The organism is Clostridium sulfidigenes (assembly GCF_000732635.1).
GTDB lineage: Bacteria > Bacillota > Clostridia > Clostridiales > Clostridiaceae > Clostridium_J > Clostridium_J sulfidigenes.
Genome location: NZ_JPMD01000004.1, coordinates 48,979 through 72,178, shown reverse-complemented (window position 1 = coordinate 72,178; position 23,200 = coordinate 48,979). Strand labels below are relative to the sequence as shown.

Sequence of the window (23,200 nt, the reverse complement as noted above, 5' to 3'; positions counted from 1 at the left end):
ACTCGTTTATTGATAATATATAAAAATCTTATTATAAAATATTCATTACAAACCTTAGAATAAATATACAAAGATCTAATAACATAAATCTTTTTAAATTGGTAATCATAATTATTGATAAATTTAATATATTTATTAATGTATAATCAATAAATATTGTATACAAACTATAAATAATTTAAATATTCAGTAAATTGATTGAATAATCTTCAAAATAATGGTACAATAATAATTAAAATATATGAGAGTTAAAATTGAGAGGGAGTGAATTTTTATGATGGTAAAACTTACTGTAAGAAGCATTATGAATTTAGGACTATGGGGTAGACTTTGTGAATATAAAGGGTGGGATAAACTTATAGTTAGAGAAGGTTTAATCTCTCTTGATAGTGAAGTTGAATTTGATGATGAATTTTTAAAAAAAGATGTTGTACCAATAGAAAAATTAAATGTATTCTTATTTAATGTGGATACTGAAGATGCTAGATACTGTGGAACATTATTAGCAAGAGACTTAGAAGATGCAAAAATTAGAGTTGGTATGATCCACAATGTAACTAAGATTACAACTATTCAAGAAATCACTAAGGAACAGTTATATAATATGAAAAATAAACATATGGTTCTTGCAAGAATACCACTTTAGTCTATAAATGATACTAAAACAAGAAAAATCCCCAGTTAAATTGAGAATTATCAATTTAACTGGGGATTTTTCAAACTATAATTTAAATTTCTTTAAACTGCACATTATGTGCATAATGAAGTAGTAGATCTCTTTGTACTTCTATTATGGATGAATTAATATTTTCTCCATCAACCCTTAAAGTTACATCACTATGGTCTCCATATCTTTTTAGAAATTTATCCATATCTGAACGTTTAATACTAATTGGCAAAGTATCTCCATTACTTCTAAGTATCATTCCCACAGTTCTTCCTTCATTTCTAAATTTTCTTCCCTTAATTTTTAAATCTCTTAAACTAGCATCTATTATCATAGTAACCCCTCCATATTTACTTAAGTATAATTTTATATATTATATTTAAGTTTATGGAATAATATTACTTTAAATGTTAAATATTAATTTCAAGTTCTACTGGACAATGGTCTGAACCTAATATCTCTGTATGTATCTTAGCTGAAATTAAATTTTCCTTTAATCTTTCTGAGGTACAGAAATAATCAATTCTCCATCCTGCATTTTTCTCTCTAGCTTTAAATCTATAGGACCACCAAGAATATGTTCCTTCTAAATCAGGATAAAAATTTCTAAAGGTATCTATAAATCCAGAATCTAATAATTTTGTGAATTTATTTCTCTCTTCATCAGTAAACCCTGCATTTCTTCTATTATTTTTAGGATTTTTAAGATCTATCTCCTTATGAGCTACATTTAAATCTCCACATACTATCACTGGTTTATTTTCATCTAATTTTTTAAGATGTTTTCTAAATTCATCTTCCCAAACCATTCTATAATCAAGTCTCTCTAACTCCGACTTAGAGTTCGGAGTATATACTGTTACAAGATAAAACTTTTCAAACTCTAAAGTAATTACTCTACCTTCTTTATCATGTTCTTCTATTCCAATACCATAGGATACATTCATAGGTTCTATCTTTGTAAATATAGCAGTTCCTGAATATCCTTTTTTTTCAGCATAATTCCAGTATTGATGATATCCTTCTAAAGCAAGTTCTATCTGCCCTCCTTGAACTTTACTTTCTTGAATACAAAACATATCTGCATCTACTTCTTTAAAGAAATCTAAAAATCCTTTTTGAACGCAAGCTCTAATGCCATTAACATTCCACGAAATCAACTTCATATATACTACCTCTTTTCAAAAATAAACTATATTCTTTCTACACTTTCTCTTACAACTAATTCAGATGTATACCTATACTCTGATTGTTCTCTTGGTTGTCGTAAAATTATAGATATCAACTCTTCAGTGGCTTTTCTAGCCATTTCTTTTATAGGTTGTTTAAAGGTTGTAAGTGCTGGCGTTATAATTTCAGAGAAAACCAAATCATCAATACCTATAACAGATAAATCATATGGTATAGATATCTTAACCTTATTAGCAACTTTATAAACTCCATAAGCAATAACATCAGAACAAGCTACTATAGCTGTAACCTTCTTATTACAACTTAAAAGTTTTTCCGCTCCCTTAATACCAGTTTCTACATCATGCATAGAAGAGTATGTCCACTGCTCATCTATTTCTAAGCTATGATCTTTCATAGCTTGTCTATACCCTTCCATGCCATCTCCACAATTTGCTAACCAAGGTGTTCCATTAATACATCCTATATTTTTATGTCCTAATTCAATAAGATATTTAGTTGCTTCATAACCATCCCTATAACTATCTAGATATACATTGCAAACGTCTTCACTACTACTAATGCTACGATGAATAGCCACCATAGGATACTTAATTCTTAATAAATCTTCAAATTGCCAACTCTCTTTTATTAAACTAGGAGCAATTATAATACCATCTACACAGTGCTCTCTCATTAGGTTAATATACTTATGTTCATTTTCTGCATCATTATATGTACTACAAACTAATATGCTGTATCCATGCTCCTCCGCTGTTTCCTCAATCCCCTTAATTATTCGTGAAAAATAAAAACTAGAAATATCCGGCAAAATAACCCCAATAAGCTTAGTTTCTCCATTAACCAAACTCCTAGCCATGGCATTCGGTTTATAGTCAAGCTCCTTAATTAAGTTTAGTATTCTCTGTTTTGTCTCCTCTGTAGTTTTTGCTGTCTTTCCATTAATAACATTAGAAACCGTAGTTGCCGACACTTGGGCAATCTTCGCAATGTCCTTTATTGTAACCCCCATACAGATTCCTCCTACTTTATGTCATTTATTAAGCTATAAATATATTATATATGATACTCTATTAAACTACAATAGACCATATGCTCCCCAATATTTATCAAGTAAACACATGGTCTATGTTAATTATTTTATCAATTTCTACTATTTCTTATATTCAATATGTCTAGCCTTAAAATTACAGGAACAAGATCTATTTATTGTAGTACTTGTCATATATATTCTAACCTTAAGATAGAAAAATATAGTAGCACAAATAAGTATAATAAAACCGTATAAATAATTATATCTATATCCCAAGTTATTCAAAATAGTTCCACCAAGAAAATTCCCTATAGCTAATGAGAATCCATTAGCTAGCATCTTTAATGATGCAAATATATCTCGATGCTCTATGGCTATATTACTCATCATCAGACTGTCTAAAGAGTAAATTATAAGACCAACAGATATACCTCTAATAACTAAGAAAAGTATAAACAATTCACTGCTAGAAACCACTGCTAACATAAAACAACTTATAATTGCAATTATAAATACAGTCAGGTTAAATTTCTTTACACCCATCCGTTCTATAATCCCTGGCATTAAAATAAGCCCAAACATACTTAAAATAGTTAATGAAAAAGTTATATAAGATATTATATTATTTCCTAAACCAAAATAATTCTTTAATATTAAATTATTATAAGGTGCTACACCACTAAATCCTATGGCATTAATAAATAGAAGCATAGAAAAAAGTCTAATTTGCTTATCAGACTTTAAGCATTCTATTGTTTCTCTCATACTTTTCTTTACTTCTTCATTTTCTGCTACATTAGTTATATCCTTAGGTAGCAATAAGCATCTAATAGTTGAAGTCACTATTAGAATTATGGCTGCTAGTATAAACAACTTTTTATACCCTATTCTCGCAAAATATTCTATGCCTGTTATATTTCCAGCTATTAGTGCTCCTACAGCTCCGGCTATTAAATTTACAGAATACTTATAGCTATAGGCACAACATTCCTTTTTGCCTATAGTATATGAATACAACAATTGTAACTCTGTAACATTTATAAGACACGTACCTATATTTATAAGAATTTGACCAAACATAAGAATTATCATTGCTCTAAACCCCATATGAAACCCAACTCCTATGGCACAAATTAATAATCCTATACATAAAATTCTCTTTCTTCCAAGTATTTTAATAAATGGTCCTACAAAAAAGCCTGTCAAAGTAAATAGGGAGCCTATAGAAAATATTGTTCCTATAGCTTCAGCTGATAAGCCTATAGAATCATAATATAAGATTTGCAAGAAGAAAAACATTCCCATGGCCAGAGCACATAGAGCTTCACTTGCCACCATTATATGTATATTTCTAGGAAATGTCTTTATTATTTGTAACGTCTTTAATTTACCCATTTTATGTCCACCTTAAATAATCATTCTCTATTTAGGGTAAACAAAATTTCAATACTTATACAAAAAGAGAGCATTATTGCTCTCTTAAAATTAATTATATTCAACTTCTTTTAAGCATAATCCTTTAGCCTGAGCCATTGGTCCAGCTTGTGCTCTCTCTTTTGCCTCTAAAATTTTAGCAACATCACTTGGCTTTAACTGATTTTTCCCAACTTCTAAAAGAGTTCCAACTATTATTCTAACCATATTTAAAAGGAATCCATCTCCATTGACTTCTATTTTAATAATCTCATCATCCTTTGTTATATCAATATAATTTATAGTTCTAACAGTGGATTTATTATCTGATTTTAAGCTTGTAAAACTCTTAAAATCATGGGTACCAACCAAAACATCTGCAGCTGCCATCATAGCATTTAAATTTATTTCTTCTTCAATGTGGTATGTAAATTTTCTATTAAATACATTTCTATATTTTCCATTGTTTATAGTATACTCATAGGTTTTTGCCTTTGCATTATATCTAGAGTGAAATCTTTCGTGAACATCAGTTACTGACTTTACAACTATATCCTCTGGTAAAAATTCATAAAGATAGTTCAAAATATCTTCATTGGTAAGGGTAGATTTAGTATGAAAATTAGCTATATAGTTTTTAGCATGTACTCCTGTGTCTGTTCTCCCACAACCTATAACTTGAATATCTTCATTAGTCATCTTACTTAATACATTTTCAATTTTATCTTGTATAGTAGCAACATTATCCTTTTGCTTTTGCCAGCCTTTATATCTAGTTCCATCATATTCTATTACCATTTTTAAATTTCTCATAAAATCTCCTTTATTATCTCTGCTAGTTAAATTCTCTATAGAATAAACAGAGTTCTAACTCTTAGCTCATTCCAATTAAGTATATACTCTTTACTAAAATAAAGCTATAAAATTATGTAGTTATATTATTTAACTGTCTTGCAATTTTTAATTATCCCTTGGTAGAGGTATTCTAAATACTCTACATCCACATTTTCAGCCTTTAAACTATCAATTCTTTCTCTAGCCTTTTCTATAGCCTCTTTTGCTTCTGCATAATCCCTTTGTTTTATAGCATTACTGGTATATTGAAGCAAATAATCTACTTTTAATACAATTTTGGCTAAGTCTTCTCTATCATCATTTACTAAATCCAATAAAAGAGAATATATCTTAGGGGATGAGCTATTTCTATGAGTATTTAAAAAGTCATTATTTTTACTATTTTTCTTTGCCATAATATAATTTCTCCCTTCTTAATCCTTAAAATTTTTATCTATTTTCAAACACAACTTTTCCTTTACATAGAGTCTTTACAATATTATACTTATTATCTAATATTACTATATCACAGTCCTTGCCTTTATCTAAACTACCCTTCCTATGAAGTATATTTAAATTTCTAGCTGGATTTGTACTTGCCATAGTGACAGCGTCTTCTAAGGTACATCCAGTGAATTTTATTATATTCTTTACAGCATCTATCATAGTTAAACAACTTCCAGCTAAGGTTGTATCTTCAAGTCTAGCTTCATTTCCAATTTTAATAACCTTTTGTCCACCAAGTTTGTACTCACCATCTTTTAACCCTTTAGCTTCCATAGAATCTGTTATTAATATTATTTTTTCCCTTCCCTTTATTTTATAAACAGCTTTTATAGTGTCTTTGTGTAGATGTATTCCATCACATATTATTTCTACACCTAATTCATCAAAAGTAAAACCAGCAGTAACTACTCCAGGTTCTCTGTGATGATGAGGGCTTTGTCCATTGTGAAAATGTGTAACACTGGAAAGACCCTTTTCTACTGCTATTTCTATTTGAGAAAAAGTTCCATCACTATGCCCTACTGATGGAATAATGTTATTATTTGTAAGACATTTTATGAATTCGAACTTATTGTCTAATTCAGGAGCATAAGTAACCTTTTTAATGTTATTGTGAGAATGTTTTATAAGCTCCTTCATTATCTCACTATCTGGGGTTAAAATATAATTCTCAGCCTGAGCTCCCTTATACTTTTTATTTATAAAGGGACCTTCCAAATGAAGTCCAATTATTTCTGCTCCATCTGATTCATTATTATCATTATGGTTTTTAACCTTTAAAGTATTATCAATAGCTTCTCTTATTTTTTTCAAACTTGCAGTCATGGTGGTTGGAAGAAAAGCTGTAACTCCTTCTCCTGGCAATTTATTAGTTAGATTTCTTAAACCTTCATAATCAGTGTCCATGACATCTATTCCGTATCCACCATGGGTATGTTCATCTATAAAGCCAGGTACTGCGTAACATCCTTTTTCTATAACTAAAGACTCTCCATGGTCTGCAATTTTTCCATCTTTAATATATATTGTTGTATCTGTTAATACCTTTATCATTACCATTGCCCCTTAAATCTTTATTTTTCACTAACAAAGCAATTATTAATATTCATATTAAATATATTTCCAATCTTACTATTTAAATGAAAAAACCTTGAAACCCGCATGAATAGAACAAATAGTTAAATAGTTTCCTATATAGCTATTTGGCTATTTAACTATTTACCTATTTAAATAGTGAACTATGGAAATAGTACGATATTCTACATTTCATTATAAGATAATCTTACTAAAGGTTAAACATATTTTTATTACTATAGTAGAAAAACTTTTTGTATTTTTTATTAACTATAAACACATGCTATTCGTATATTAATTACTAAAGTCACTAATGATATTTTAAAAAGGAGGATTAAAATGAGTAAAAAATTTATACGTAATTTAAGTTTAGTCCTTGTAATTATAAGTTCTTTTATGTTTGTTGGATGTACTTCTAACACAGGGTCTACCTCAAACTCAACTACAGACAAGGATGAAAATAAAAGTGTATTTAATGCTGTGAAAGAAATTGATGATGAAATAATTAAGGGAGCTTCTCAAAATAATCAGAGAAATCCTTCATCCTCAAAAGATGATTTAGCAGTTAAGCCATCAGAGGGAGATGAAAATATATCCAATGATAGCTCTAATAGCCCATCTAATGAAGATCCTGCTCCAATGGCTTCAAAAATAGATACTACTAATCTTAGCAATGAAAAAATAGCATGGTGGTTTAAACCAAATAAACAACATGTAACACCAGAAGTAAATTTAAAATTAAATTTTGATTTAAATAAATATGATGCTCATTACGTAGGAGATACTAGTAAAAAGGTACTTTATTTAACCTTTGATGAAGGTTATGAAAATGGATATACCCCTAAAATTTTAGATATACTAAAAGCAAATGATGTTAAGGCTATATTCTTTGTAACTTCACCTTATGTAAAAGATAATCCAGATATTATAAAAAGAATGGTAGAAGAAGGACATATTGTTGGTAATCACACAAATCATCATCCTTCTATGCCAGATGTTACTAGATCAGAGGAGAAATTTAACAATGAATTTTCAGATGTAGAATCAAAGTTTAAAGAAATTACTGGTGAAAATATGCCACTTTATTTCAGACCACCAATGGGTGAATATTCCGAGAAGTCTTTAGCTATGACAAAAAATTTAGGTTATAAAACATTATTCTGGAGTTTTGCATATCATGATTGGGATATAAACAAACAACCTGATCCAGTTAAAGCAAAAGATACTATAATGAACGGCTTACACAATGGCGCAATTCTTCTTGTTCATGCAGTTTCTAAGACCAACACAGAAATCCTTGATTCTGTACTAAAAGAAGCCAAATCACAAGGCTATGAATTTCAACTATTCCAGTAGATTATAAAATACATTACTTTAAAGATGCTCTTAAAATATTCTTAAAATGCATTCTTCCTAAAATATAATAAGCAAGAAAAGGAGTATTAATACATTTATAAGCAGTATTAATGCTCTTTTCTTATAATTATCTTCAATCTTTTCTTTACAATGTCATTACTTAAATATATAATTATTGTAACGATACAATAATTATATTTAGAATTATGAAAGGAGTATTAATAATGAACTCTATTTCAATAGAATTAGATAAATCTTCAACAATCCCTATGTACCTTCAAGTAGCTAATAAAATTGAAGCATTAATAAAATCTAACACTTTAAAAATTGCTGATAAGCTTCCCCCTATTCGTAAATTAGCTAATGAATTAGAAGTTAATAATGTAACTATAGTTAATGCCTATAAACAACTTGAGATAAACGGATACGTTAACGCTATAAAGGGAAGTGGATATTATGTAGCAGAGCAAGATAATATCTATATGAGTTATGATATTTCATCCTCCCCATCCAATAGTAGATGTATAAATTCTGAAAATCTAGATTCACATAATACCTATGTAGCTTCTCCTAACTACCAGGAAGACTTTAAGCTTATGTCTAATGGTCAAATTGCTATGTCTTCAACTACTATTAACTTTGCTAGTGCTACTCCTGATCCAGGTATCTTTCCTTTTGAAGCCTTTAAATCTGCTTTAAATGAAGTCCTAGATAGAGATAAAGGTTACGCATTTGGATACCAAGAAAGCAATGGTTATGAACCTCTTAGGTCTTCTTTATGTGATTATTTTCTTCAAGAGTATGGAATAAATGCTACTCCAGATAGCATTCAAATAGTTTCTGGTGCTCAACAGGGTATTGATATAATTGGTAAAGCTCTACTAAGTCCTGGTGATTATGTTATTACAGAAAATCCTACTTATACAGGAGCTGTTGCAGTATTTAAATCTAGAGGAGCTAATATCATCGGTGTACCCATGGAAGCTGATGGCATAAACTTAAAGTTGTTAGAAGCAAATATTAAAATATATAAACCTAAATTAATATATGTAATGACTCAATTTCAAAATCCTACTACAACCTCTTATTCTGAAGAAAAACTTAATCAGCTATTAGCTTTAGCCGATAAATACGATTTATATTTGGTGGAGGATGATTCTTTATCTGGACTGTCCTATGATAGTTCTTTTAAGAGCAAAACCCTTAAATCTATGGATAGTAAAAATAGGGTTATCTATATCAAAAGCTTCTCAAAGCTTTTAATGCCTGGACTTAGAATAGGATTTATAATTTCTCCTGATGCCATAAAAGATGAACTTTTAGCAGCAAAACATACTACTGATATTTCCTCTTCTGGGTTAATTCAAAGAGCACTGCAACTTTATTTTAAAAATGGTTACTGGGAAAAACATCTAAAATATATGATAGAGATGTATAAAATAAAATATGATGCCATGAAATCAGAACTAAAAAAGCTTAAAATATATGGCATAGATTTTATAGATCCTAAAGGTGGTCTTAACTTTTGGGTAACACTTCCTAAGGGTGTTTCTGCTAGTGAGCTATATGTTCAATGTTCAAAAAAAGATGTATTAATTGTTCCTTGCAATGTATTCTATGTAAATAAAGATAAAAATATAGATAACACTTTAAGACTTAGTTATGCTGCCACTAATTTAGAAGAAATTCAAGTTGGCATGAGTATAATCGCTGACTGCCTATCAATGCTTATAAATAAAGGTAAAAGAACCTCTTATATAAGTCCTCTTATATAATAAAAATAGGTTCTGTATGCAAATAGTAAACTATTTATACAGAACCTTTAATTTTATCCCAAAAGCTTTTCTTCTATATTTATATACTCATGTGCAGCCTTTAATCCTTCTTCTCTCGTATTAAACACCGCTTCTTCACCTAAGGATTTTACAAACTCCATTTTAGTAAGTGCTTTTTTAGGTTGTAGTTGTAGATTGGATATTATCAGTTTTATATTGTGCTTATTACAATGATTGTGTAACCTTTCTAGCGCTGAAATTGCACTGGCATCTAATGCTTGAGTATGCCTCATGTCTAATAATAATACTTCTGCTGCAGTCTCAATTTTACTTATCATCTTAATAAAATCTTGAACTACTCCAAAGAAGAAAGGTCCGTTTACTTCATATATTAAAATTTTATTATTATCAATCTGTATTACTTCTCCATCTTTATTTCTTTTGCTTTTTATTCCTTGAACTTTTTTAATATCTGTAGTTTCAGCTAATCTTCTTATCCATAAGAACATAGCTAGAATCATTCCTATCTCTATAGCTACTACTAAATCAAATACTATAGTAAATATAAAAGTTAAAAGTAAAATTATAATATCACTTTTTGGTGCTTTAAGAAGGGATTTAAAGGTTGACCACTCACCCATATTATAAGAAACTACAATTAATACTGCTGCCAAAGTTGTCATAGGTATCATTTTAGCTAAAGGCATAAATAATAGCATTATTAATAATAAGGTTATAGCATGTACCATTCCTGAAATTGGACTTCTACCACCATTTTTAACATTAGCTGCTGTTCTTGCAATGGCTCCTGTAGCTGGAATTCCTCCAAATAAAGCTGAACCTATATTTCCAATACCTTGAGCAATGAGCTCCATATTGGAATCATGACTATCATCTATCATTCCATCTGCTACAACTGCTGATAATAGGGATTCTATAGCTGCTAATATGGCAATAGTCATAGCTGGCTTAAATAAAACTTTTATTGTTTCTATTTCAAACATGGGAATTGAAGGCACTGGTATACTAGATGATATTTGTGCATATCTACTACCTATTGTTTCTACTGGTAAATTAAATAACTGAACTGCTAGAGTAGATACAATAAGTGCTATAACGGAACCCGGAATAGTTTTATTTACCTTTGGCCAAAACACCATTATCAGTATACATACAACTCCAACTAAAAGTGCAGTAATATTTAAAGTACCCATATTAGAAAAGTAGCTTTGCCACTTAGGTATAAACTCTGCTGGTACATTTTTAATATTAAGTCCTAAAAAATCTTTAACTTGTGTAGATAATAAAGTTATGGCTATCCCACTAGTAAAACCTACAGTTATAGTATGTGGCACATACTTTATAAGATCTCCTAATTTTAATACTCCCATTATAACAAGCATAATTCCAGCCATAAGGGTTGCTATTATAAGACCATTAATACCATACATTTGTACTATAGTATAAACTATAACTACAAAAGCTCCGGTGGGTCCTCCTATTTGCACTCTACTTCCACCTAAAAAAGAAATTATAAATCCAGCAACTATAGCAGTGATAAGGCCTTTTTCCGGAGATACTCCAGAAGATATACCTAGTGCAATGGAAAGTGGTAATGCTATTATAGCTACTATAATTCCAGCCATAACATCCTTCATTACTTGCTCTTTAGTAATTTTTTTCTCGTTAATAAGAGTAAAAATCTTTGGTGACATCTTTTATCCATCCTTTACTTTAGCTTTAGTCACTCAACAATATTCTATTTTAATACTTATTTCTACTAATAAGTACTAAAGTAGGGTATCGTGGCAACGAACATAGCCTCAGTGGAAGATTATCGTCCTCTGAAGCTTAATGCTTATGCTATTATTTATGGGTGCAAAATAAGCTTTACACCCATAGATATTTTATACCTTGCTATTTGAATTGTCAAATTTATATTCTATATGGAATAATTTACATTTTATAAATTGATAAGGTTCTATCTAAAATACCTGTTAAATACGCAAGTATAACTCCATAGTTAGTTATAGAAACCTTCTTATCTTTGCACTGATTTATTCTGTTAATAACAGTTTTTCTGTTTATCATACATGCTCCACAATGAATTATCAAATCATATTTTTCAATATCCTCTGGGAAATCATGACCAACTCTATATTCATAATTAAGATCAAATCCTACATGTTTATTTAAAAGCTTTGGAATCTTAACTTTTCCTATATCTTCATGAGACACATTATGAGAGCAGCTTTCTGATATAAGTATTCGTGAATTTTCATTAAGTTCTTTGATTTTATTAGCCCCCTCTACAAATACAGATAGGTCTCCTTTATGTCTTGCAAAGAGCATAGAGAAACTAGTTAATTTAATATTAGATGGAACTATTTTATCTACCTTCTTAAAAGCTTGGGAATCTGTTATTACTAAGTCTATATCCTTAATATCTACCAGAGCAGATTCTAATTCTGTATCTCTTACTACATAACTTTTTATTCCATAATCTAAACAATCTCTTATGCATTGAACCTGAGGTAATATTAACCTTCCTTTCGGTGCTTCTGAATCTATAGGTACCACAAGAACAACCTTACTATTATAAGGCAATAAATCACCTATTATGGGAAGTTCCTCTTGATTCTCTTGTACCATAGCTATAATTTTTCCCTTTAGAGTTTCAATCCCTTCACCAGTTATGGAAGATACAAATACACCTTCAGAAAACTCATTTTTTAATTCTTTTATTTTATTATTATTTATAACATCTATCTTATTAATGACAAGGATATGTGGCACATTATACTTTTTAAAATTTAACTTTACTTCTTCGTAAGCTTTTATGTCTATATCATCAGAATCCATAACATATAGAGCTAAATCTGTCCTCTTAACTATTTCAAGAGTTTTCTCACTCCTTACAGCTCCAAGCTTTGTATCATCCCAAAGTCCTGCTGTATCAATAAATAGAACTGGACCAATTGGCATTAACTCCATTGCCTTTGAAACTGGGTCTGTAGTAGTTCCCCTTACATCTGAAACTATAGAAATTTCTTGTTTAAGAATTTTATTTAATAATGATGATTTCCCTACATTAGTTTTACCATATATAGCTATATGAGTTCTATTAGAATTAGGTGTAGTATTCATTCTCTCTCTCCTTCTAATCTATTGCTTACGTATCCAGTCTAAATTATCTCCTCTAGTAATATCTAACTGGAATCCTGCACTTTTTATTCTATTTTCAATACAATATCTACATTCTGCTGCTTCATCTCCAGTGCATATCTTTCCATCATAAAGAGAATATTTCTCTCTCACACTTCTTGGTGATAGGTTAGGCATAACAACATTTGCTCCAGCTTTAATTCCCATCTCCCTTCCCAAAGGATTAATACTACCTAGTGCTGTAGTAGCAGGTAATAAAATATTTGGTACTAAAAGTCTTACTAAAGCTAGCATAGTAATAGTTTTTTCTAAAGTTCCTGATTTACAATTCTTTAATACTGTGTCCTTATGGGGTATAAAAGGACCCAATCCACACATATGAGGAGATAGTTCTTTTATAAATCTTAAGTCATTAACTAAATCCTTATTTTCTTGTCCAGGTAACCCCACCATAAATCCTGCCCCTATTTGATATCCTATTTCCTTTAGGTTGTATAGGCATTGTCTTCTATTCTCAAAGGTAGCACCTGGATGAAATCTATCATAAAGTTCTTTTGTAGCAGTTTCGTGTCTTAATAAGTATCTATCTGCACCTGCATCATAAAGTTTCTTATAGGATTCATAACTTCTCTCTCCTAAAGAAATTGTTATAGCATTTTCAGGATATCTTTGTTTTATAGCTTTAATAACCTGTACTAATCTTTCATCTGTATAATATGGATCTTCTCCACCTTGTAATACAAAAGTTTTATATCCTAGTTCATCTCCTAGGTCTGCACATTCTAATATCTCTTCTAGAGTAAGTCTATATCTATCAGCATTTTTATTTTCTGCTCTAATTCCACAATAAACACAATTCATGCTACAGTAATTAGTGAATTCAATGAGACCTCTTATATATACTTTATCTCCATATACTTTCATCCTAGTTTCATGAGCTTTTTCTATTAAATATTTTTTACTTTCTTCATCCAAATTATCTAATATGTACAATAACTCCTCTGAAGATAAATCATTAGTTAAAGCTAACTTATCTATTAAATCTCTTATCATAATTTTCCCCTTTACAATATAATTTTATAATATACTTAACCTAAAATAAAAGTCTAGCCATCTTAATATAGAAAGAAAGCTAGACCCATAATATATAACAATAACTATGGTTCTGGTTTTATAGTTTTCTTTCAGATTAGATTGTTTTATCTTTTCCGTTAGATTTTTAAACCTTTACATTTATTTTTATGAAAATTTAAATTTAGTATTCCATCTTTAGAATAATACTTTATTATAATAAATTCAAGCCATTTATTGCAGTGACTTGAATAAACCAATTATTTATTGATTATTATATAATCTATTATAATAAGTTTCGTCTATAGAAGGATTCTTTATAATAATTACTCCTTGAAAATAATCAGTAGTTACCCCTGGTTTTTTCCCTATAATTCCTCCAACTTCTTCCCCAGCTACATCTTCTTGTGAATATAAGATATCATCTGGAAATGGAAAATATATAGGAGTAAATTTTCTTTTATATGGACTTCTTGAGTTGTTTAAATCTATTACCATATCCTCTTTATCTAACTTTATTTCTTCGAGGAGCGTATTTAAATCTTCTCTTGCTGTATTTATTTGTATTTGTGTATTATCAAAATTAAATTTACCTTTTTGGTATATAACATTAATCCCTAAAACCTTCTCCTTAAATTTCTTATCCTTTGCAATTTTTGCTCCTAAAAAATCTACATCTAAAATTTTATGTTGATAGCTATATATCTGGTATACATGGATATAACATCTTTTCATATTCATATCTTTATAGAAACTATTCAAATTATCATATAAATATTGAGAATACTTTTCATTTCCATTTGTATTATTTGAATCATCTTGATGATATGTTTTCATAATTTCTTGCAAATTTTTTATATTATCTAAAACAATTTTTATGTTATTTAAATCATTATTTAAAGCTTCTTTATATTCTTCCTCATTGGCATTAATATCACTATAAAAATTATCTATATGCTTTAAAATTATTTTATTTCTTTTTTCTAATTCCTCATCATTACTTATATTTGTTATAATCTCTTCACTTTTTAAGTTTTCCAAAATATTATTTATATTTTCTATTTGCTTATCTGTTAAATCTGGATTTCTACTAATTATCCTTTTAAAATATAATTCAACAGATTGAAAGGACTCATTTATTCCTATTCCCATTATATTTAATTTTTTATTATCGGGAAGCTGACTATTTTTTAGGTATAATTTTTTTAGCATTTCCTGCTTTGAATCTCCAATAAATGCATATCCCATAGAACTATTATTATATGATTCTAGTAAGGCTTCATCTCCAGTCTGCAAGTATTCATTTATAATTGCAGCTTCTGCATACCCTATATCAACTAAAAAATATTTTAACTTCCATGTATCCATTAAGTAAGATATAAATTTATATTGAATTTGCGCATTCTCCTTTATTCCAATTTCTTCATTAGTCAAAACTATCTTTTTATCCTTTACACTATCATCAAAAATTTCTAATGCAGAATAATCCTCATAATTAGTGAAATCTATATTAGAAGAATTTTTGCCTATATAGCTTTTCTCATTAGCTGGCAATGATATGTACATTCCTCCTATTAAAAGGATAAATCCTATCACAAAGGCAAGGGTAATAATAATTTCTTTTTTTATTTTATAATTCAATATGTCTCCCCCTTTTTATCGTAAAATTCATATCCATAATATATCTAAATTATACTTAATATTGAATTATATGTAAACCTAATTATGCTTTACTTATATGTTGTTATATATTTTTCAATATCTTTAATCATGGGGAAAATTTCTTTTAAAAACAAGACTCAACCTACCATATCTAATGATAAATTGAGTCTTAATAACTATCTTGTTAAGTAAGCATATAATAATTTTATTGTTCCTTCTAAAGCTGTGTAGTGAGTTCTTTCCATTCCATGAGAAGCATGAACTCCAGGTCCTATTAGTGCTCCTTTAATATTATTTCCACCACTAAGTGCTGCTCCAACATCTGAACCATACATTGGATAAATGTCTACAGCATATTTTATTTCGTTGCTTTTAGCAAGATTTACTAGGTCTGTAGTCATATTAAAATCATATGGCCCATTAGAATCCTTAGCACAGATAGAAACATCATATTCTGTACAAGATAAATCTTCTCCAATACATCCCATATCTACAGCTATCATTTCTGTTATATCTGATGGTATATAGGCTGAACCATGTCCAACTTCTTCATAAACAGATATAAATACTTTAGTAGTATAGGTAGGAACTATCTTTTCGCTACTTAATATATGAAGAAGATTCATTAAACATGCAACGCTACCTTTATCATCTATAAATCTAGATTTCAAAAATCCACTTTCTGTTATAGTAGTTTTAGGATCTATAAATATAAAATCTCCAGGGCATATGCCTAGTTTTTCTACATCTTCTTTAGATTTTACAACTTCATCAAGTCTTACTTCCATATTCTTTGGATCACGAGCTTTAGATTTTGCATCTTCAAATACGTGAGCTGCTGGACTTGTACTTAGGAATGTTCCATTATATATTTTTCCTTCTCTAGTTCTAACCTTACAATATTCAGCATCTAAAGTAGGAACTATTGGTCCTCCAATTAAAGTAAACTTTAAAGTACCTTCACTAGAAATAGATCTTACCATAGCACCTAATGTATCTACGTGGGCTGATAACCCTACTACTTTATCATTACTTTTTCCTGGAACAGTTATAATTCCACAACCTTTAACAGTTTTCTCGAAATTATAGCCTAATTTCTCTGCCCAAGTTTCTATCTTATCCATAACATCATAGCAAAATCCACTTGGACTATCTGTAAGTAATAGTTCTCTTGCTGTATTTAAAACATTTTCTTTATTTACTGTTATCATTTTTCACCCTCCTATATAATATTAATTTTATATTCCCATTATTTTTTTAGTTTTAGATATAAAAATAATCATTAGTTTTTAAAATATCTAAATAGTTATAATAGTCATATAATTTAGCTTCTCTAAATATTATAATATTCATCTAGAAATTATTAAAGGGGTTATTATAATATTTTTAATTATTTATCTATGTTTATACAAACCTTTCATATCTAACTTTCCATTATATGTTTATAATAATCAATTTATTTAGTTACTAAGTATAATGTACTATTATAAAAGTTTATATAAAAAATAGGATATATAGCATTACTGAACTATATATCCTATTTTACTTTTACAAGTTATTTATTAAATGCTTCTTGCTACATCTACAGCTTCTAAGATACAATTTAATGCTCTACGTGCTCTTATAGCATCCCCTATAACATGGCATGGAATTTCTTTTTCATTGCATAGGTTTTCTATCTCTGAAAAGTCTCTAGATCTTGCTCCTATAGCAACTACTACTGAATCACATGGTATTTCTTCTAAAGTTCCTTCTTTGTCTATAACTATTGAATTTTCTTTTATCTCTACACATTTTGCACTTGTTATAGTTCTTATTCCGTCTTCAGCTATACTTTCCATAACACAAATTTTACGTAGGTCTCCAAGATCCTTTGCTACTTGATCTAACATTTCTACTACAGTTATCTTACTAGCCTTTTCTGCAATATATTCTGCAACCTCTAGTCCAACTAGACCTCCACCTATAACTACCACATCTCCACTTGCACTTACTTTTCCAGCTAATACATCATGAGAGCTTCTCACCATTGGTAAATCTGCACCTGGAATATTTAGTTTTATTGGAGCTGAACCAATAGCTATTATAACTTCATCTGGTGATATTTCATTTATAACATCCGCTGTAACTGGAGTTGAAAGTCTTATTTCAACTCCCTCTCTCTTAGCCATTTCTCCCATAGCAATAGCTGCTTCCTTCATCTCTTCTTTTCTAGGAGCTGCTCCTGCAAGAGCGAATTGGCCTCCAAGAGAATCACTTGCTTCACATAAGATTGGATTATGTCCTCTCTTCTTTAATGTAAGAGCCGCTTCTAATCCAGCCACTCCTCCACCTATAACCAATACCTTTTTAGGATTATCAGTTTTTACAAGGGCATATTCTTTTTCTTTTCCTAATGCAGGATTTCTTAAGCATGTTATGTGTGGCATTTCAGTAGAAACAAATCCATCATAACAACCTTGATTACATCCAACACAACGAACTATGCTATCTACATCTCCTCTATAAGCTTTATTACAGAATTCTGGATCTGCAAGTTGTGCTCTTCCGATTACAACCATATCAGCCTTACCACTTCTAATAATTTCATCTGCTTGTTCAGGGTCATTAATTCTTCCTACTGCAACAGTAATCATACCTGTTTCTTTTTTAATTCTTGCAGCATTGTCTACGTTAAATCCTCTTGGTAAGTCAACTGGTGGAACTTCATATTTTACTGCATTAGTGGTGAAGTTTCCTCTTGATATATCTAATACATCAACTCCAGCAGTTTTTGCTAACTTACAAAATTCAATAACATCTTCTATAGTTAATCCATTTTCTACACAATCATCGTGAGCATCTATACGCATAAATAAAGGCATATCTTCTGGAATATTATTACGTATAGCTTCTATACATTCTATTAAAAATCTTGAACGATTTTCAAGGGAACCGCCATATTCATCAGTTCTTTTATTAAAAGCACCACTTAAAAATGAGTGAGGTGTATAGTTATGTCCAGCATGGAATTCCACAGTATCAAATCCAGCTTCAACAGCTCTTTTAGCTGCATCTCCAAAAGCTTTAACACATTCTTTTATAGTTTCTAAGCTAGCACCTGGTATAACATAATCCGTTCCTTTTATTGGTACATCACTTGGTACTATCATCTTAGCTGTAGGATCGCTACCTACTGCCATACCACCAAGCCATAATTGAACACCAGCTTTTGCACCTGCTTCATGAATAGAATCAGCTAATTTCTTTAAACCTGGAATATATTTGTCATCACAGATTCCTAAAAAGTCTTTAGGATTTGCTTTATCATATACTGAACATACTTCAGTAAAGTTTAAACCATTTCCGCCTAAAGCTCTAGCTACGTGATAATCAATTAGCTTTTCTGTTACATATCCATCTTCTGTTGACATTTTTGTACCCATAGCTGGAAATTCAACCCTATTTCTAATCTCCATTTCTCTTATTTTTATAGGATTAAAAAGATTATTAAATTTCATAAATAAACCCCCTCAATATTTTAATGATAATTTTTTCACATAGAATGTTAGTGTGTAACTTTTATAATAAAGATAGCAATCAATAACTATCTTTTATCATTAAACTAATTATATATTATCATAATATTTAAATCAATACGTTTCAAACATTTTGTTTTAAATTGTCGTGTAATAAAAATAGGATATCTCTTAATTAAGAGATATCCTATTTTTATAGCTAGTATTTATTTATTTATTATTCTTTAACCTATTTAGAATATATTTAATATATTCTATTCTAACTTGTTTATTTTCCATAAATTCTTCATTAAATTCTTCAATCTTTGAGCCGTTAGTTGGGTGTAGTATTGATGATAAGAATATCATTCTATCGTATTCAAAAATCTTACCTTCACTACCAATTACTCTAGATAATATGTTATTTAATTTATTGTGCATTTCTTTAGTAGTATTAATAATTTTAGTAGCCATTTCATCCTTTTCTTCTAATTCAGCGGCCTCCCTTTGCATTACAAGAACTCCTGGATACCTTAAGGCATACTCCATTATTTCATTGGCACACAAAATAACCTTTTCTTCATCACTTAATTCTTCATTATCTAACTCTGAATAAGCTAATATTGTATTATCTATATAAAACTCCTGAACATTACTCAGCATATTTTCCTTACTTCCAAAGTAATAGTTTATAGCACTAACATTTACTTCTGCTTCCTTTGCAATAGTTCTAATAGAAACATTTGTAGACCCATTCTTTCCAAAAAGATATAGTGCTCTATCAAGAATTTTCTCTTCTATGTTTTTTAGTTCCCTCATCTCTTCACCCCTAGTCACTAGTTATTTATTCAATTAGAAATTATATCAAACCTTCTTCCTTCTGTATACAAAGTTTTTAGAATCCCTATTCAGTAAATCCCTTTTCTTTCATTTTTTCAGCATTATTAAATAAAGCCATTCCAGTTTTCATTCTTCGAAAATTAAGGCTACTATAGAAACCTTCCTTACCCTTTGCAGCGTATAATATAACATTACATCCTTGAATTGATTCTAATATAGTATTTACAATTAACTTTCCTATGCCTTTTCCTTGATACTGTGAAAGTATAGCAACATCGTAAATTGCTCCTTGATACATTCCATCTGATAATGCTCTTCCGAAGCCAATGAGCTTATCATTATCATATACAAATACAGTGGTATAACTATTTTCAAAGGCCTTCTTGTGAGTCTCTGTATCAAAATACCCCATACCACCTAGCTTTAATATCTCTGGTATTAAGCTCCAATCTACATTATCACAACTTTTATCTACTCTTATATTCATCATCTTCTCCTAATCTCAGCTAATTTTATCTTATGTTTGATAGCTACCTGCTAAGGTTTTATATAAGTAAAGCCATCTTCTTGCTTCTTTACAATTTCAACTACTCCAGCAGGAACCACTTCTATAAATTCAAATATTTCATCCTTCGATATATAAAACTTAGATAGAGCATTATTACAAGCTACAATTTTTACATCATCAGTAAATAAACTTTCAAATTCTACAGAATAGCTAGAATTAGCATCCTCATTTTTCTTAAATCTAAATACGGCTTCCCCATTAGCTACTACTTCTATTTCAACCTTTTCTTCACTTTCTCTGCTAAAATTAATCATATTTTTTACATTTGTTACAGTCATATCCCATTTATTTAACTCATCAATATGAAATAATACTTTCATATATTATCCCCTCCTCAGCTAATAATTTTTCACCATGGCTATAAATTCTTTTTCTTCTCCGTTTACCTTCCATATAAACTCTTCAGTCTTTTCAAATCCTAACTTCTTATAAATTTTTATAGCTCTTTCATTAAACTTAGCAACCAAAAGACTTATTTCATTAAAATTGTAGGTATTCTTACCAAAGTTTAGTATGGCTCTAACAAACTCCGTTCCTGTTCCTCCTCCAGTTAAATCTGGCTTCATCTGTAGTTCCAATATAAATTCACCATCATCAAAATCGAAACTGCAATTTCCTATTAATTCATCCTTTTCATTATATATGGCAAATGTATTTTCTTCTTTATGAATGTTTAATGCCCATTGTTGCTTAGCTTCAGTTTTATCATTATTATAAAAAGAATACTTTCCTTCATATTTCCAGGTTGCTATATGCTTTGCATCTACTTCTGTTGGTTTTTTAAATTTAAATTCCATAATTTAGATATACCCTTAAATTAATAATATCACGTAAAAATAAATTGTCTATTGTAATATTCCATCTTTTACTCTAGTTCATGATAATCCTAAAATAAAAAAGCACTAATCTACATAAAATTAATGCTTTTTTGAATCGTATACTATTTTGTTCATGTATAATTTATTATAATGTACTATACCTATTACTTACTACAATACTCTGCTAGTATTGATTGTACTTCATATATATTACAGCTACTACTAAAAGTCTTTTCTATTGGCATGCTCATTCCTGAGACATATATTTTTAGCTCTGCATCTAAATCAAAATGTCCTGATGTCTCAACTTTAAAATTAGTAATTGCTCTATATGGTATTGAATGATATTCTATCTTTTTCCCAGTCATTCCTTGCTTGTCTATTATAATCAATCTTTTATTAGTAAATATAATCATATCTCTTATTAGTTTATACGCTTTCTCTATTTGTTCATTAGAACCTAATAGCTTCATATACTCTTCTCTAATTTTACTAATATCTACTTCTGATGCATTTCCTATTACACTACTAAATAATCCCATACTCATCCACTTCCTTACACTATATTTCTTTATATATTTAGCTTAATTATATATTATTTCTATGCAAATATAAAAGTATTATTCAATATCTATTTCACTATAAAACTTTATTTATCATATTCTATCTTAAAAATTACCATCATTATTCCATTCTCTAATCTACCATTTATTTTGTTTGCTTCAATAACTTATATTTTAAACTTTTAAAATAAATTATTTTCTTTATTACCTTGGTCATAAAGGAATTCTAAGTTATAATTATATAGATTATCTTTATTGGAGGTTTATTATGAAATACGAAGTTATAATTTTTGACGCAGATGAAACCTTATTTGATTTTGAAAAATCTGAAAGAGAAGCTCTTAAAAATACCATGATGGAGTTCAATATAGACTATGATGAAAATTATCATTTAAAAGTATACAAGGATATAAACTCAGTAGTATGGAAGGAATTTGAGAATGGACTTATTATCCAAAGTAATTTAAATATTGAGAGATTTAAGAGACTTATAAAAAGTCTAAACTTTAATTTTGATGAAGAAAAATTTGCTAAGGCATATATAAAGCATCTATCCTATGCATCATTTTTATATAATGATAGCTTAGCTCTTATAGAGAATCTTTATAAAAAGTACAAGCTCCTTATCGTGACTAATGGCCTTAAAGATGTTCAAGATAATAGGATAAGAAAATCTATAATAGGAAAATACTTTGAAAATGTAGTGGTATCTGAAGAAATTAACATATCTAAACCTGATCCTAAAATATTTGAATATGCTCTAAATAGTATAAATTATAGTGATAAAAGTAAGGTTCTAATAGTTGGGGATAGCTTAACTTCGGATATACAAGGTGGACTCAATTCAGGTATAGATACATGCTGGTTTAATCCCAATAACATTATAAATAACACCTCAATTAAACCAACCTACAAAATTACCAATCTAATGGATCTTAAAAATATCCTTGAAAAATAAATATAAATCAAAGGGGCTTTCGCTAACGATAATATTAAAGCGCATCTTAAATACTCTATATAATATTATCAATGTGCTTTGCAAAAGCCTCTTATATTTTGTAGCTCTAAGTAAAATACTTATTTTTTTTATATTAAAACTAACCAACTAATAATTTTAACAGACTCTTATTTTCAGATACGCATCATATCCTAATTCTTTAATATTT

Annotated in this window: 22 protein-coding genes; 4 read left to right on the top strand and 18 right to left on the bottom strand. The window is 29.2% G+C overall.

Annotation, left to right across the window (positions count from 1 at the left end; all coding sequences use genetic code 11):
• Positions 1 to 274: 274 nt before the first annotated feature.
• Complete coding sequence (locus tag IO99_RS03320) at positions 275 to 646, top strand: hypothetical protein (protein WP_035130245.1); 372 nt, start codon at positions 275 to 277, stop codon at positions 644 to 646.
• Between the two features lie 82 nt (positions 647 to 728).
• Here the strand turns inward: IO99_RS03320 and IO99_RS03315 are convergent, their stop codons facing one another.
• The 7 genes from IO99_RS03315 to nagA form a co-directional block, all read right to left on the bottom strand.
• A complete protein-coding gene (locus IO99_RS03315) occupies positions 729 to 1,001 on the bottom strand; it encodes a hypothetical protein (RefSeq protein WP_242844074.1) in 273 nt (90 codons plus the stop codon).
• A gap of 76 nt (positions 1,002 to 1,077) precedes the next feature.
• Positions 1,078 to 1,833, bottom strand: a complete 756-nt coding sequence (locus IO99_RS03310; RefSeq protein ID WP_035130243.1) for an exodeoxyribonuclease III — start codon at positions 1,831 to 1,833, stop codon at positions 1,078 to 1,080.
• A gap of 26 nt (positions 1,834 to 1,859) precedes the next feature.
• On the bottom strand, positions 1,860 to 2,870 hold the full coding sequence (locus IO99_RS03305) for a substrate-binding domain-containing protein (protein ID WP_035130241.1): 1,011 nt from the start codon (positions 2,868 to 2,870) through the stop codon (positions 1,860 to 1,862).
• 141 nt (positions 2,871 to 3,011) lie between these two features.
• Complete coding sequence (locus IO99_RS03300) at positions 3,012 to 4,286, bottom strand: MFS transporter (RefSeq protein WP_035130238.1); 1,275 nt, start codon at positions 4,284 to 4,286, stop codon at positions 3,012 to 3,014.
• Positions 4,287 to 4,376: 90 nt separating this feature from the next.
• Entirely contained in the window at positions 4,377 to 5,117 is a 741-nt protein-coding gene (truA, locus tag IO99_RS03295; protein WP_198028550.1) for a tRNA pseudouridine(38-40) synthase TruA, read from the bottom strand.
• Positions 5,118 to 5,242: 125 nt separating this feature from the next.
• Positions 5,243 to 5,554 carry a hypothetical protein gene (locus IO99_RS03290; protein ID WP_035130235.1) on the bottom strand — a complete coding sequence of 104 codons (312 nt, stop codon included), beginning with the start codon at positions 5,552 to 5,554 and terminating at the stop codon, positions 5,243 to 5,245.
• Positions 5,555 to 5,588: 34 nt separating this feature from the next.
• Positions 5,589 to 6,698, bottom strand: coding sequence for an N-acetylglucosamine-6-phosphate deacetylase (nagA, locus tag IO99_RS03285; RefSeq protein ID WP_051823892.1), 1,110 nt, complete (start codon positions 6,696 to 6,698; stop codon positions 5,589 to 5,591).
• A gap of 360 nt (positions 6,699 to 7,058) precedes the next feature.
• Here nagA and pdaA point away from each other — a divergent pair, with 360 nt between their 5' ends.
• Together pdaA and pdxR are read left to right on the top strand one after the other, a co-directional pair.
• Complete coding sequence (gene pdaA / locus IO99_RS03280) at positions 7,059 to 8,075, top strand: delta-lactam-biosynthetic de-N-acetylase (protein ID WP_035130229.1); 1,017 nt, start codon at positions 7,059 to 7,061, stop codon at positions 8,073 to 8,075.
• Positions 8,076 to 8,299: 224 nt separating this feature from the next.
• On the top strand, positions 8,300 to 9,850 hold the full coding sequence (gene pdxR, locus IO99_RS03275; RefSeq protein ID WP_035130226.1) for a MocR-like pyridoxine biosynthesis transcription factor PdxR: 1,551 nt from the start codon (positions 8,300 to 8,302) through the stop codon (positions 9,848 to 9,850).
• Between the two features lie 53 nt (positions 9,851 to 9,903).
• Here the strand turns inward: pdxR and IO99_RS03270 are convergent, their stop codons facing one another.
• The 11 genes from IO99_RS03270 to IO99_RS03220 all read right to left on the bottom strand — a co-directional run bounded on the left by IO99_RS03270 (position 9,904) and on the right by IO99_RS03220 (position 22,013).
• Positions 9,904 to 11,565 carry a SulP family inorganic anion transporter gene (locus IO99_RS03270; protein ID WP_035130224.1) on the bottom strand — a complete coding sequence of 554 codons (1,662 nt, stop codon included), beginning with the start codon at positions 11,563 to 11,565 and terminating at the stop codon, positions 9,904 to 9,906.
• Positions 11,566 to 11,806: 241 nt separating this feature from the next.
• Positions 11,807 to 12,997 (bottom strand): [FeFe] hydrogenase H-cluster maturation GTPase HydF, encoded by a 1,191-nt coding sequence (gene hydF / locus IO99_RS03265; RefSeq protein ID WP_035130221.1) that lies wholly within the window; start codon positions 12,995 to 12,997, stop codon positions 11,807 to 11,809.
• An 18-nt stretch (positions 12,998 to 13,015) separates the two neighbouring features.
• Positions 13,016 to 14,068 (bottom strand): [FeFe] hydrogenase H-cluster radical SAM maturase HydE, encoded by a 1,053-nt coding sequence (gene hydE / locus IO99_RS03260; RefSeq protein WP_035130218.1) that lies wholly within the window; start codon positions 14,066 to 14,068, stop codon positions 13,016 to 13,018.
• 282 nt (positions 14,069 to 14,350) lie between these two features.
• Positions 14,351 to 15,727 (bottom strand): TraB/GumN family protein, encoded by a 1,377-nt coding sequence (locus IO99_RS03255; protein WP_035130214.1) that lies wholly within the window; start codon positions 15,725 to 15,727, stop codon positions 14,351 to 14,353.
• Between the two features lie 197 nt (positions 15,728 to 15,924).
• A complete protein-coding gene (locus tag IO99_RS03250) occupies positions 15,925 to 16,959 on the bottom strand; it encodes a M42 family metallopeptidase (protein ID WP_035130212.1) in 1,035 nt (344 codons plus the stop codon).
• 351 nt (positions 16,960 to 17,310) lie between these two features.
• Positions 17,311 to 19,248 (bottom strand): bile acid Fe-S flavoenzyme BaiCD, encoded by a 1,938-nt coding sequence (gene baiCD, locus IO99_RS03245; RefSeq protein WP_035130210.1) that lies wholly within the window; start codon positions 19,246 to 19,248, stop codon positions 17,311 to 17,313.
• Positions 19,249 to 19,476: 228 nt separating this feature from the next.
• Positions 19,477 to 20,064, bottom strand: coding sequence for a TetR/AcrR family transcriptional regulator (locus IO99_RS03240; protein ID WP_035130207.1), 588 nt, complete (start codon positions 20,062 to 20,064; stop codon positions 19,477 to 19,479).
• Between the two features lie 85 nt (positions 20,065 to 20,149).
• Positions 20,150 to 20,572: a GNAT family N-acetyltransferase gene (locus tag IO99_RS03235; protein ID WP_035130204.1), complete on the bottom strand. Its 423-nt coding sequence runs from the start codon at positions 20,570 to 20,572 to the stop codon at positions 20,150 to 20,152.
• 50 nt (positions 20,573 to 20,622) lie between these two features.
• Positions 20,623 to 20,973 carry a DsrE family protein gene (locus tag IO99_RS03230; RefSeq protein ID WP_035130202.1) on the bottom strand — a complete coding sequence of 117 codons (351 nt, stop codon included), beginning with the start codon at positions 20,971 to 20,973 and terminating at the stop codon, positions 20,623 to 20,625.
• An 18-nt stretch (positions 20,974 to 20,991) separates the two neighbouring features.
• Positions 20,992 to 21,450 (bottom strand): GNAT family N-acetyltransferase, encoded by a 459-nt coding sequence (locus IO99_RS03225; protein ID WP_035130200.1) that lies wholly within the window; start codon positions 21,448 to 21,450, stop codon positions 20,992 to 20,994.
• A 185-nt stretch (positions 21,451 to 21,635) separates the two neighbouring features.
• Positions 21,636 to 22,013, bottom strand: a complete 378-nt coding sequence (locus IO99_RS03220; RefSeq protein ID WP_035130198.1) for a PH domain-containing protein — start codon at positions 22,011 to 22,013, stop codon at positions 21,636 to 21,638.
• 289 nt (positions 22,014 to 22,302) lie between these two features.
• Between IO99_RS03220 and IO99_RS03215 the strand changes: the two genes are divergently transcribed.
• Positions 22,303 to 22,992: a YjjG family noncanonical pyrimidine nucleotidase gene (locus tag IO99_RS03215; RefSeq protein ID WP_035130196.1), complete on the top strand. Its 690-nt coding sequence runs from the start codon at positions 22,303 to 22,305 to the stop codon at positions 22,990 to 22,992.
• Positions 22,993 to 23,200: the final 208 nt, after the last annotated feature.

Excerpts from the sequence above, each read along its gene's own strand:
- IO99_RS03320 (WP_035130245.1), top strand. The coding sequence starts at position 275 with ATGATGGTAAAACTTACTGTAAGAAGCATTATGAATTTAGGACTATGG.
- IO99_RS03315 (WP_242844074.1), bottom strand. The coding sequence starts at position 1,001 with ATGATAATAGATGCTAGTTTAAGAGATTTAAAAATTAAGGGAAGAAAA.
- IO99_RS03310 (WP_035130243.1), bottom strand. The coding sequence starts at position 1,833 with ATGAAGTTGATTTCGTGGAATGTTAATGGCATTAGAGCTTGCGTTCAA.
- IO99_RS03305 (WP_035130241.1), bottom strand. The coding sequence starts at position 2,870 with ATGGGGGTTACAATAAAGGACATTGCGAAGATTGCCCAAGTGTCGGCA.
- IO99_RS03300 (WP_035130238.1), bottom strand. The coding sequence starts at position 4,286 with ATGGGTAAATTAAAGACGTTACAAATAATAAAGACATTTCCTAGAAAT.
- truA (WP_198028550.1), bottom strand. The coding sequence starts at position 5,117 with ATGAGAAATTTAAAAATGGTAATAGAATATGATGGAACTAGATATAAA.
- IO99_RS03290 (WP_035130235.1), bottom strand. The coding sequence starts at position 5,554 with ATGGCAAAGAAAAATAGTAAAAATAATGACTTTTTAAATACTCATAGA.
- nagA (WP_051823892.1), bottom strand. The coding sequence starts at position 6,698 with ATGATAAAGGTATTAACAGATACAACAATATATATTAAAGATGGAAAA.
- pdaA (WP_035130229.1), top strand. The coding sequence starts at position 7,059 with ATGAGTAAAAAATTTATACGTAATTTAAGTTTAGTCCTTGTAATTATA.
- pdxR (WP_035130226.1), top strand. The coding sequence starts at position 8,300 with ATGAACTCTATTTCAATAGAATTAGATAAATCTTCAACAATCCCTATG.
- IO99_RS03270 (WP_035130224.1), bottom strand. The coding sequence starts at position 11,565 with ATGTCACCAAAGATTTTTACTCTTATTAACGAGAAAAAAATTACTAAA.
- hydF (WP_035130221.1), bottom strand. The coding sequence starts at position 12,997 with ATGAATACTACACCTAATTCTAATAGAACTCATATAGCTATATATGGT.
- hydE (WP_035130218.1), bottom strand. The coding sequence starts at position 14,068 with ATGATAAGAGATTTAATAGATAAGTTAGCTTTAACTAATGATTTATCT.
- IO99_RS03250 (WP_035130212.1), bottom strand. The coding sequence starts at position 16,959 with ATGATAACAGTAAATAAAGAAAATGTTTTAAATACAGCAAGAGAACTA.
- baiCD (WP_035130210.1), bottom strand. The coding sequence starts at position 19,248 with ATGAAATTTAATAATCTTTTTAATCCTATAAAAATAAGAGAAATGGAG.
- IO99_RS03240 (WP_035130207.1), bottom strand. The coding sequence starts at position 20,064 with ATGAGGGAACTAAAAAACATAGAAGAGAAAATTCTTGATAGAGCACTA.
- IO99_RS03235 (WP_035130204.1), bottom strand. The coding sequence starts at position 20,572 with ATGAATATAAGAGTAGATAAAAGTTGTGATAATGTAGATTGGAGCTTA.
- IO99_RS03230 (WP_035130202.1), bottom strand. The coding sequence starts at position 20,973 with ATGAAAGTATTATTTCATATTGATGAGTTAAATAAATGGGATATGACT.
- IO99_RS03225 (WP_035130200.1), bottom strand. The coding sequence starts at position 21,450 with ATGGAATTTAAATTTAAAAAACCAACAGAAGTAGATGCAAAGCATATA.
- IO99_RS03220 (WP_035130198.1), bottom strand. The coding sequence starts at position 22,013 with ATGGGATTATTTAGTAGTGTAATAGGAAATGCATCAGAAGTAGATATT.
- IO99_RS03215 (WP_035130196.1), top strand. The coding sequence starts at position 22,303 with ATGAAATACGAAGTTATAATTTTTGACGCAGATGAAACCTTATTTGAT.